The sequence below is a fragment of the Pseudomonas sp. A25(2017) genome, assembly GCF_002001065.1.
In the GTDB taxonomy this organism is placed as follows: domain Bacteria; phylum Pseudomonadota; class Gammaproteobacteria; order Pseudomonadales; family Pseudomonadaceae; genus Aquipseudomonas; species Aquipseudomonas kilonensis.
This window is the reverse complement of record NZ_MUOA01000109.1, coordinates 1-9,875: the sequence shown is the minus strand read 5'-3', so window position 1 is coordinate 9,875 and position 9,875 is coordinate 1. Positions and strand designations below refer to the sequence as shown.

Genomic DNA, 9,875 nt, shown 5'->3' with positions numbered 1-9,875 from the left:
AGTCATGGCGGCGGATTATACGCACTTTGCTGCGGTTCAACATGAGCCCGCCACGTGGTTTGCGTTAGCGCGGCTTGCGGCCATAATGACGGCCTTGAATTTTTCCAGTCTATGAAGGACCGCCCGTGAGCCAATCCCTGATCGCTGCCCTGCAAAACCCGGCCCTCTACCCGCATCCCGTCGAAGGGTTCCAGGTCATCGAGACCCACATTTCCTGGGTATTGCTCACCGGGCCATACGCCTACAAATTCAAAAAGCCGGTCAACTTCGGTTTCCTCGATTTCACCAGCCTCCAGGCGCGCCAGCATTTCTGCGGTGAAGAGTTGCGTCTGAACCAGCGCCTGACCCAGGACCTGTACCTGGACGTCCTGCCGATTACCGGCAGCGCCGAAGCGCCACAGCTGGGTGGCGACGGCCCGGCCATCGAATACGCCCTGAAGATGCGTCAGTTCCCGCAGAGCGAACTGCTCAGCACACTGCAAGCCAACGGCGAGCTGACCACCGCGCACATCGATGAGATGGCCGCGCAGATCGCCCAATTCCACCTCGCCACGCCCAAGGTGCCCGCCGAAAACGACGCTGGCACTGCGCAAAGCGTGATGGCACCGGTGCTGCAGAACTTCGAACAGATCCGCCCGTTCCTCAACGACAAGGCCGACCTGCTGCAACTCGAAGCACTGCAAGCCTGGGCCGAGAGCAGTTTCGAACGCCTCAAGCCGCTGTTCACCCAGCGCAAGGCCGAAGGTTTCATCCGCGAATGCCACGGTGATATCCACCTGGGCAACGCCACAGTGATCGACGGCAAGGTGGTGATTTTCGATTGCATCGAGTTCAACGAACCGTTCCGTTTCACCGACGTCTACGCCGACACCGCGTTCCTGGCGATGGACCTGGAAGACCGCGGCCTCAAGTCGCTGGCGCGGCGCTTCGTCAGCCAGTACCTGGAACTGACCGGCGACTACCAGGGCCTGGAGCTGCTGAACTTCTATAAAGCCTATCGCGCCCTCGTCCGGGCAAAAGTCGCGCTGTTCAGCATGCCGGCCGAAGCCGATCCGGTGCAGCGCGCCACCACCCTGCGCCAATACCGCAACTACGCCAACCTGGCCGAAAGCTACAGCACCATTCCTTCACCCTTCCTGGCCATCACCCACGGTGTTTCGGCCGTTGGCAAAAGCCATGTCGCGATGCGCCTGGTCGAGGCACTGGGGGCCATTCGCCTGCGTTCGGACGTGGAGCGCAAGCGCCTGTTCGGCCAGCAACAGGTCCCCAACGACCCACAGGCCGGCATCTATAGCAGCGACGCCAGCAGCGCCACCTATACCCGCCTGCATGAAATCGCCGCAGCGATCCTGCGCGCCGGATTCCCGGTGGTGATCGATGCCACCTACCTCAAGCACGATCAGCGCGACGCCGCGGAAAAAGTCGCCGAGGCCACCGGTACTCCGTTCCTGATCCTTGACTGCAACGCGCCGCAAGCGGTCATCGAAAGCCGGCTGGCACAGCGCCAGGCCGACCAGCAAGACCCCTCCGATGCGAACCTGGCGGTCATCGCCGCACAACAGTCCAGCCGCGAAGCACTGACCCCGGCGGAAATTCTCTGCAGCAAACGGGTCCAAACCAACGAAAGCGGCACGCTCGACATCGTGGTCGCGCAGATCCGCCAGCGCCTGCCAGGCCTGTAACTATTTTCGGCCGTGAAGCGATGCCCGGCTTCACGGCCGCCAAATAGTGGCACTATACTGGCGTCATAAAACCAACAGGTGATATGAAATGAGCCTCCCCAAGCTTCTCAATACCCCGCTTTATGCCTTGCTGCGCAAAGACGATATCGCCGGGTTCAACAGCGAACGCCCACAAGGCCCGGTCGACATGCGCGGCGGCGACTTTCGAGGCCTTGATCTGCGAGAACTGAACGCGGACGACGTTGACTTCAGCGACGCCTACTTCCGTTCCGCCGATTTGCGTGGCATCGATTTTCGCAAGTCGTCATTGGAAGGCGCGAGCCTGGCCCATGCGCAAATATCCGGCGCCTACTTCCCGCCCGAGTTGTCTGCGGACGAGATCCTGATGTCGATGAACTTCGGCACCCGCCTGCGCTACCGCAGCCGCTGACAGGTAAACCAGGTCGGCCAACGCGCCGACCTGCCACCACCGAACAGATCTCCAGCGCCCCCGCTTGCGCTGGAGAATGCAGCCTTTTCCCACCTCATCGTGCGTAATGCATTAGAAGCTTTTGCGTCGAATCCGACCAAAGAATCACGCTTTTCCTACTGACCGCTACACTGCTCAGAAGCTTGCCCACTGCACCAGTCGGCCGTCGCAAGGAGGCTCGATGAATGATGAACTGCAACACCTGAAGAATCTGGGCAAGACATCAGCCCAGTGGCTGCACGCCGTGGGCATTCACAGTGCCTCGGATCTACGCCGGCTTGGCGCGGTGGACGCCTATCGCGCCGTGCGTACTCGGGGCTTCCGGGCCTCCAAGGTGTTGCTGTACGCCATCGAGGGCGCGTTGATGGATGTGCATTGGAATGACATCCCCGCCGAGCGCAAAGAAGCCCTGAATAAACAGCTGGACGCCATTTCGACGCGCCATAAGACCTGACGCCCCTTTCGTTTCCAGCGCGAACCCTGGCCGCGAGGTTATTTCGGCGAATCGCAAAACAATGTTTGACATGGTAATGAGAATCGCTATGATTACCACATCCAGTCGCGAGACTGGTCGATATTTGAACAGCCCTTGGTTCGGACTCTCAGATATCTCCTCATCAGGCTAATCACGGTTATTTGACCCGGCTTTTGCCGGGTCTTTTTTTGCCTGCAATATCACTTACCGACGTGTTCGCGCATCTGCGCACAATAATCCTGGGCCGGCATGGCCGGCGTGTACCACACGTAATCCGCCATGGCCGACGTCACCTCACTGCCCTCCTCGGCCAGCATCAGGACGATAGGCGCCTCGCTGGCACCGAGATCCAATGCATGCAGCGGCACACCAACATCCTTTCGCGCATGCCAGGCACCGGCGAACAACAGTGCCGGTGTCGGCGCTTGCAACAGGCGCTCGGCCATGCGCCGGTCACGCTGTTGCTGCACGGCCAGCATCGCCGGCATTTGCGACTCTGGCAGCAAACCGCAGTGGGATTCACGGATTTGCCCCAACAACGCGTCCTTCACCGTGGCTGCATTGGAGCGAGTGCCCATCAAGTTGGGAGCTTGTCGATAGAAACGTTGGATCTCGGCGGCGTCCAGATTGGCGGCCAGCAACGGATAGCGCTGCGCCAGGGCAAAATCGACGACGGGGCCATACAGGCTCCAATCCCAGCCCGGCGACCAGTCCAGCGCGTCGGGCAGGTCCTTCGGCAAGGCGGGTAGCTGGCGGACTGAATCAACGCGTGGCTGCTGGGCGGGGGTGAGCATTTCCAGCAACAGGCTGCCCTGGGCCCGCTGCCCCGCCAGGGCCTGGAGCAGCCATACCTGCAGTGCGTGGTGATCGCGATTGTCGTGCCGCTCTCCCACCACCACCCGAGGCGCCGTGGCCAAGCGCTCGACCAAGGCCTGGGGCGTCACGGCCTGGCCAGTGTGCAAATCACGGATTCGTCCGCCGAGTGGGGGCGGTGCGATGCTCTGACACGCCGTCAGTACACTCAATGCCAGAATCAGGAGCAGGCGCACGTCCATATCCTCCAGGGCGCCCTCAGCGGGCAATGATCAATGGATGCCCGCGCTCCGGATGGTCTTGCACCAGCACGTCCAAACCAAACACCGCCTTGAGCGGTTCCGGGCGCAGCACGTGCCGGGGCGTGTCCAGGGCCACCGGCCGACCGGAGGCGAGCAGCAACAGGCGATCACAGTAACGCGCCGCCAGGTTCAGGTCATGCAGGATCACCAGCACGGCAGCGCCGCGACTGGCGAATTCACGCACCGCCTGGAGGATGGTGTGCTGGTGCAGCGGATCGAGCATCGAGGTCGGCTCGTCCAGCAACAGGGTTTGCCCCGCTTCACCCGGCCACAATTGCGCCAAAACCCGCGCCAGATGCACCCGCTGGCGTTCGCCGCCGGACAACGCCAGGTAACTGCGACCGTGCAGATGCGCGGCGTCTGCCGCTTGCAGCGCCAAGGCGACAATTTGCTCGTCGCGCACTCGACCACTCTGGTGTGGCAGGCGCCCCATGCCGACGACTTCCTCGACACGGAAGGCAAAATCCAGGGTCGAGGACTGCGGCAAGACCGCCAGGCGCCGGGCGCGCTCAGCACCCTGCCACTGGGCCAGTGGCCGGTCATCGAGCCAGACCTGCCCCTGGGCCGGGCGCAACTCGCCGCACAGCCCCGCCAAAAGGGTACTTTTGCCCGCACCGTTGGGCCCGAGCACGCCGAGCACTTCGCCAGGGTTGAGCTCGAGATCGACGTCCGCCAGTACCGTCTTGCGGCCGCGGTGAATGTGCAGGTTCTGCGCTCGCAGCATCAGGCGCGCCCTCGCACCAATAGATAAAGGAAGAACGGCGCGCCGATGAAGGCCGTGACAATGCCGATCGGCAATTCCGCAGGGGCCAGTGCCAGGCGCGCCACCAGATCGGCGAACAACAGCAGGCTTGCACCCGCCAACACCGAAGCAGGCAACAACACCCGGTGGTCGGGGCCGGCCACCAGCCGCACCAGATGCGGCACCACCAGCCCGACGAAGCCGATCATGCCCGCCGCCGCCACCGCCGCGCCAACCCCCAAGGCGGTACAAAACACCAGCTCACGCTTGAGGCTTTCGACGTTAACGCCCAAGTGGGCAGCCTCGGATTCCCCCAGCAACAGCGCATTGAGTGCCCTGGCCCGGCGTGGCAGCCAGAGCGCCACGCCGGCGCTGACCAGCAACAGCGGCCACAACCGCGCATAGCTGGCGCCATTGAGACTGCCCAGGTTCCAGAAGGTCAGGGTGCGCAGGGTCGCGTCATCCGCCAGGTAGGTGAACAGGCCGACGGCCGAACCGGACAGTGCGGTCAGGGCAATACCGGCCAGGAGCATGGTCGCGACATGGGTCTGGCCGTTGCGGCGGCCGAGACGATAGACCAGCGCCGTAACACCGAGCCCGCCCAGGAATGCACACAACGACAACACGTAGGGGCCGAAGGCTTCCGGCAACCCGCCCAGTGCCGAGCCACCAACAATGGCGAACGCGGCGCCCAGTGCCGCGCCGCTGGACACGCCCACCAGCCCCGGGTCCGCCAGAGGGTTACGGAACAGCCCCTGCATCGCCACGCCGGACAACGCCAACACCCCGCCCACCGCCAAACCCAGCAGGGTGCGTGGCAAACGGATCTGGCCGAGGATCAGTTCGGCCTGTTCCAGGCCATCGGCAGCCACCGGCAGACCCAACAGGCGCAAGGCGGCGCGCAAGGTGTCCAGCAGCGGCAAGCTCACCGGCCCCAGGGCCAGGGACAGCCAGGTCGCCAACAAACACAGCAGGCCCAGGCCGATGAACAAGGTGCGAGGTTTGATCAACGAGGTCATGGCGCCGTGGCCGACGCAACCGGATAGAAGCCTGCCGTCAGTGTCACCAGGCTTTGTGGCAACCGCGGGCCCAACCCGCCCACCAGCAGCGTCGGGTCGAGCTCCATGACACGTCCATCCCTGGCGGCCCGGGTCGAGGAAAGAATCGGGTTTTCCCGGAACAGTGCGGCACGCGCTTCCTCACCGCTCAGGGCACGGTCGGCAAAGACCAGTACTTCGGGATTCAGGCTGGCTAGGCTTTCCACGGAAAAAGATTTATAGCCGCTGTGGGTCGCCAGGTTGTGACCGCCGGCCTGCTGTAACAGCCAATCAGCAGAAGTGCCCTTGCCTGCGACCAGTGGCTTGCCGCCGGAACTGCCCACCAACAGCAATACGCCGGGGGCCTTTTGTTTGCGCTGGGCCTCTGTCACCCGGGCCTGTTGCTGGGTGAGTTGTTTTTGATAACGGTCGAACAACCGCGCCGCCTCGGCCTCGGCCCCCAGCAACTGTCCCAGGTGCCGCAGATTGCCCTGCAGGGCCGGCAGGTCTGGTGTGGCCGAGAACAATTCGACCTGCACACCGGCGCTGCGAATTTGCGCCAGCACGGGCGGTGGCCCCATTTCCTCGGTGCCGACCAGGATCTGCGGACGCAGGCTCAGCACGCCCTCCGCCGATAGCTGTCGCTGATAACCGATACTGGGCAAGGCCCGCAAGGATTCAGGATGCTGGCTGGTGGAGTCCACGCCTACCAGCTTCGACTCGCCCCCCAGCGCACTGATCCACTCCGACACGGCGCCACCGACGCTGACCCAGCGTTGCGGCAAGTCGGCAGCGCTGGCCCCCTGGTTGAGCAACAGTGCGACACAGAGCGCAACAACGCGGATGTTCAGGCGCATCGGGCAGCTTCCTCAAAGAAGTTTTTCACAGGACCGGTCCCGGCCAAGTATCCTCAGCCACCTGCGAAGGAGGCGCCATTTGATAATTGTTTTCATTTGACCGTCAAGCATAGACATCTGTGGCATGAACCTCTGTGGGAGCGAGCCTGCTCGCGATAGCGGTGTGTCAGTCACATTAAGGCTGGCTGATCCACCGCTATCGCGAGCAGGCTCGCTCCCACAGGGGACTTTTCAACACAAATATTGAGACACCCATGAAGTTTCTTTGTACCGCCGCCGAAGTGCCCGACAACGGCAGTCGCGGTTTCGACATCAATGGGCGCAAAGTACTGGCCGTGCGACGCGCCGGCCAGGTGTATGCCTATCTCAACCGCTGCCCGCACCGGGGCGTGCCGCTGGAATGGCAACCCGACCAGTTCCTCGACCCCAGCGCCAGCCTGATCCAGTGCGCCACCCACGGCGCGCTGTTTCTGATCGAGAGCGGTGAATGCGTGGCCGGCCCCTGCGCCGGTCAGTTCCTCGCTGCCTTAGACAGCCGGGAGGACGAGCAAGGCATCTGGGTCGAGCTCTAGCAACACCGGCAACGCACGGTCCACCCACATCTGCTCGGGCGTCAACGTAACCCCGTAGGCCAGCACCTCCACACCCGCCGCCACCGCATCACGCAGGGCTGCGGCGTACACCGGGTCGATTTCCTGTGCCGGGCGCACCGCTTCGATGCCGCTCAGGTTCACACAATACAGCTGCACCGCCCGCACACCTTCCCGGGCCAGGCAGGCGAGTTCCCTCAGGTGCTTGGCCCCGCGCTGGGTCACCGCATCGGGAAACGCCGCCACATTCGTGCCATCGAACCCCAGCGTGACGCTTTTGACTTCGACCCAGGCCGAGCCTTGTTCATAGTCCAGGCGAAAATCGATACGGCTGTTTTCCACACCGTAAGCCACTTCACGCTTGAGCCCGGTAAACCCGTTCAATTCGCTGATGACCCCAGCGCGCAAGGCCTCTTCGATCAACGCGTTGGCCCGCGCGGTATTGATGCAGGCGAGCCGTCCCTGAGGGGTTTCGCCGATTTCCCAGGTGCCGGGCAACTTGCGCTTGGGGTCGCTGGAGCGACTGAACCAGACACGCGCGCCCTCAGCCATGCAATTGAGCATCGAGCCGGTGTTGGGGCAATGAATGGTGAGCAACTCGCCGTGAACGGTCTCGATATCGGCAAGAAAACGCTTGTAACGTCGAATCAAGCGACCTTCTTCCAACGCAGGGGAAAAACGCATCAGCCTTGCCAGCTCCGTAGTCCGCGTTCGATTCGTGCCACCGCTTCCTGTAGTCGCGGCAGGCTCTGGGTGTAAGCAAAACGCACATGATGGCCGGCCTGATGACGGCCGAAATCCAGGCCCGGCGTGAAGGCCACGTGCTCGGTTTCCAGGAAGTGCTGGCAAAACGCAAAGGCATCGCCGCCGAACGCGCTGATATCGGCATAGAGGTAAAACGCCCCTTCCGGCTCCACCGCAATACCGAAGCCCAACCCACGCAAGGCCGGCAGTAGAAAGTCACGGCGCCGCGCGAACTCGGCCCGCCGCTGCTCGAAGATCTCGATGGTCGCGGGCTCGAAACAGGCCAGGGCGGCGTACTGGGCCATGCTCGGCGCACTGATGTAGAGGTTCTGCGCGAGCTTTTCCAACTCGCCGACGGCCGCCGGAGGGGCCACCAGCCAGCCAAGTCGCCAGCCGGTCATGCCGAAATACTTGGAGAAACTGTTAAGGACAAAGGCATCGTCATCGACTTCCAGCACGCTGGCGGCGTCGGTGCCGTAGGTCAGGCCGTGATAGATCTCGTCCACCACCAGATGGCCGTTGTGGCCCTTGATGGCCTTGGACAACCCCGCCAGCTCGTCCCGGGTGAGAATCGTCCCGGTCGGGTTGGCCGGCGAGGCCACCAACGCACCGACGCTGTCCTGGTCCCAATGACGGTTCACCAGGTCCGGCGTCAATTGGTAACGCACCTCCGGCCCCACGGGCACCAATTGCGCCGCACCTTCGACCAGGCGCAGGAAATGACGGTTGCACGGATAACCGGGGTCGGCCAGCAGCCAATGCTTGCCTGGGTCCACCAGCAAAGCGCTGGCCAGCAGCAACGCGCCGGACCCGCCTGGGGTCACGAGGATGCGTCGGGGATCAATTTCCACCCCATAGCGTTGGCCGTAGAAACCAGCGATGGCCTCGCGCAGCTCGGGAATGCCACGGGCCGCGGTGTAATGGGTCTTGCCCGCCGCCAGCGCGGCCTGGCCGGCCTGGATGATCGGCTCGGCGGTGGTGAAGTCCGGTTCGCCGATCTCCAGGTGGATGACGTCATGCCCGGCGGCCTGCAGCTCGTTGGCACGGGCCAGCAGCGCCATCACATGGAAAGGTTCGATGGCGCGGCTGCGCGCACTGTAGGGCTGAGCCATTGGCCTTCCTTCAGGGGAAAAGAGAACCGATTCTACCCAACTCTCCCGCCAAGTCAGAAACAACTGCGCGAACACGCGCGAACCGCAAGCGGTCTGAGCCCGTGGATTGCTGGAAATGACTCCCGCGATTGGCCCAGGCTTGACTAGAATCAAGCATTGAGCAGGTTTACATCCTCACCGAAGCGAACCCCGTCACGTTTTACAGGCCCCGGCCGCCGCAGGCTCGACAACCGGGAGTAGCGCGGCCCGATTTGATCTGGTAAGTTCGCCCGCTTGCAGCCGCAGGGCCGGCAGGTGTCGGTGATGGAGCAATCCTGCGTAGTGGATTACAAGAGTAGAGGCGGTCCATTCATGCCCACCCAAGCAAAGCAAAATCAAAATCAGTCGCTCAGCGGGTTTGAGCCTTACGTCCCGCAAGCTGGCGAAGAGTACATGGGCGCCCCCATGCGCGCGCACTTCACCAAGATCCTGAACAAGTGGAAACAGGACTTGATGCAGGAAGTCGACCGCACCGTGGATCACATGAAAGACGACGCGGCCAACTTCCCCGACCCGGCCGACCGTGCGAGTCAGGAAGAAGAGTTCAGCCTCGAGCTGCGCGCCCGTGATCGCGAGCGCAAGCTCATCAAGAAAATCGACAAGACCCTGCAACTGATCGAAGACGAAGAATACGGTTGGTGCGAGTCCTGCGGCGTCGAGATCGGCGTCAAGCGACTGGAAGCCCGTCCGACCGCCGACATGTGTGTCGACTGCAAGACCCTGGCGGAAATCAAGGAAAAACAGGTCGGTAAATAATCGCCTGGGCTGTCACCGAAACGGAGCGTTCATACGCTCCGTTTTTTATTTGCGTTGTTTACCCAAAGCTAGTGAGCCCTTGTGGGAGCGGGCTTGCTCGCGAAGACGATGAATCATTCAACCTATGCTTTACCTGACACACCGCATTCGCGAGCAAGCCCGCTCCCACAGGGGAATATCGTGATCACAAGATGTATGCCTCTGCCCGCCCGGACCCAGTAACATTCGCCCTATGACTGCCACCGCCCCCTACATCG

Annotated in this window: 11 protein-coding genes; 5 read left to right on the top strand and 6 right to left on the bottom strand. The window is 62.7% G+C overall.

Annotation, left to right across the window (positions count from 1 at the left end):
* Positions 1 to 125 precede the first annotated feature (125 nt).
* The 3 genes from B0E42_RS25980 to B0E42_RS25970 all read left to right on the top strand — a co-directional run bounded on the left by B0E42_RS25980 (position 126) and on the right by B0E42_RS25970 (position 2,605).
* On the top strand, positions 126 to 1,682 hold the full coding sequence (locus tag B0E42_RS25980) for a bifunctional aminoglycoside phosphotransferase/ATP-binding protein (protein WP_018609350.1): 1,557 nt from the start codon (positions 126 to 128) through the stop codon (positions 1,680 to 1,682).
* 88 nt (positions 1,683 to 1,770) lie between these two features.
* Positions 1,771 to 2,112 carry a pentapeptide repeat-containing protein gene (locus B0E42_RS25975; RefSeq protein ID WP_014340229.1) on the top strand — a complete coding sequence of 114 codons (342 nt, stop codon included), beginning with the start codon at positions 1,771 to 1,773 and terminating at the stop codon, positions 2,110 to 2,112.
* A gap of 220 nt (positions 2,113 to 2,332) precedes the next feature.
* Complete coding sequence (locus tag B0E42_RS25970) at positions 2,333 to 2,605, top strand: TfoX/Sxy family protein (protein ID WP_018609346.1); 273 nt, start codon at positions 2,333 to 2,335, stop codon at positions 2,603 to 2,605.
* Between the two features lie 221 nt (positions 2,606 to 2,826).
* Here B0E42_RS25970 and B0E42_RS25965 read toward each other — a convergent pair whose 3' ends face one another.
* Genes B0E42_RS25965 through B0E42_RS25950 form a run of 4 tightly spaced genes read right to left on the bottom strand, consistent with a single transcriptional unit; the run spans position 2,827 to position 6,377 of the window.
* Positions 2,827 to 3,681 (bottom strand): ChaN family lipoprotein, encoded by an 855-nt coding sequence (locus B0E42_RS25965; protein WP_053181921.1) that lies wholly within the window; start codon positions 3,679 to 3,681, stop codon positions 2,827 to 2,829.
* A gap of 16 nt (positions 3,682 to 3,697) precedes the next feature.
* Positions 3,698 to 4,465, bottom strand: a complete 768-nt coding sequence (locus B0E42_RS25960; protein WP_053181924.1) for a heme ABC transporter ATP-binding protein — start codon at positions 4,463 to 4,465, stop codon at positions 3,698 to 3,700.
* Positions 4,465 to 5,448: an iron ABC transporter permease gene (locus B0E42_RS25955; protein ID WP_168188541.1), complete on the bottom strand. Its 984-nt coding sequence runs from the start codon at positions 5,446 to 5,448 to the stop codon at positions 4,465 to 4,467. Before B0E42_RS25955 ends, B0E42_RS25960 begins: the two co-directional genes overlap by 1 nt.
* A 50-nt stretch (positions 5,449 to 5,498) precedes the next feature.
* A complete protein-coding gene (locus B0E42_RS25950) occupies positions 5,499 to 6,377 on the bottom strand; it encodes a hemin ABC transporter substrate-binding protein (RefSeq protein WP_077508296.1) in 879 nt (292 codons plus the stop codon).
* A gap of 254 nt (positions 6,378 to 6,631) precedes the next feature.
* Here B0E42_RS25950 and B0E42_RS25945 point away from each other — a divergent pair, with 254 nt between their 5' ends.
* Positions 6,632 to 6,949 carry a Rieske (2Fe-2S) protein gene (locus B0E42_RS25945; protein ID WP_018609337.1) on the top strand — a complete coding sequence of 106 codons (318 nt, stop codon included), beginning with the start codon at positions 6,632 to 6,634 and terminating at the stop codon, positions 6,947 to 6,949.
* Here B0E42_RS25945 and sfsA read toward each other — a convergent pair.
* A complete protein-coding gene (sfsA, locus tag B0E42_RS25940) occupies positions 6,905 to 7,651 on the bottom strand; it encodes a DNA/RNA nuclease SfsA (protein WP_018609334.1) in 747 nt (248 codons plus the stop codon). The two genes, B0E42_RS25945 and sfsA, sit on opposite strands and share 45 nt — an antisense overlap.
* Complete coding sequence (locus B0E42_RS25935) at positions 7,651 to 8,823, bottom strand: pyridoxal phosphate-dependent aminotransferase (protein WP_018609332.1); 1,173 nt, start codon at positions 8,821 to 8,823, stop codon at positions 7,651 to 7,653. The genes sfsA and B0E42_RS25935 overlap by 1 nt, the downstream gene beginning before the upstream one ends.
* 351 nt (positions 8,824 to 9,174) lie before the next feature.
* Between B0E42_RS25935 and dksA the strand changes: the two genes are divergently transcribed.
* Positions 9,175 to 9,618 (top strand): RNA polymerase-binding protein DksA, encoded by a 444-nt coding sequence (gene dksA, locus B0E42_RS25930; RefSeq protein WP_018609331.1) that lies wholly within the window; start codon positions 9,175 to 9,177, stop codon positions 9,616 to 9,618.
* The last annotated feature ends 257 nt before the right edge of the window (positions 9,619 to 9,875 follow it).

Bases quoted from the DNA above. Each gene is read 5' to 3' on its own strand.
- B0E42_RS25975 (WP_014340229.1), top strand. From the start codon at position 1,771: ATGAGCCTCCCCAAGCTTCTCAATACCCCGCTTTATGCCTTGCTGCGC.
- B0E42_RS25970 (WP_018609346.1), top strand. From the start codon at position 2,333: ATGAATGATGAACTGCAACACCTGAAGAATCTGGGCAAGACATCAGCC.
- B0E42_RS25965 (WP_053181921.1), bottom strand. From the start codon at position 3,681: ATGGACGTGCGCCTGCTCCTGATTCTGGCATTGAGTGTACTGACGGCG.
- B0E42_RS25960 (WP_053181924.1), bottom strand. From the start codon at position 4,465: ATGCTGCGAGCGCAGAACCTGCACATTCACCGCGGCCGCAAGACGGTA.
- B0E42_RS25950 (WP_077508296.1), bottom strand. From the start codon at position 6,377: ATGCGCCTGAACATCCGCGTTGTTGCGCTCTGTGTCGCACTGTTGCTC.
- B0E42_RS25945 (WP_018609337.1), top strand. From the start codon at position 6,632: ATGAAGTTTCTTTGTACCGCCGCCGAAGTGCCCGACAACGGCAGTCGC.
- sfsA (WP_018609334.1), bottom strand. From the start codon at position 7,651: ATGCGTTTTTCCCCTGCGTTGGAAGAAGGTCGCTTGATTCGACGTTAC.
- B0E42_RS25935 (WP_018609332.1), bottom strand. From the start codon at position 8,823: ATGGCTCAGCCCTACAGTGCGCGCAGCCGCGCCATCGAACCTTTCCAT.
- dksA (WP_018609331.1), top strand. From the start codon at position 9,175: ATGCCCACCCAAGCAAAGCAAAATCAAAATCAGTCGCTCAGCGGGTTT.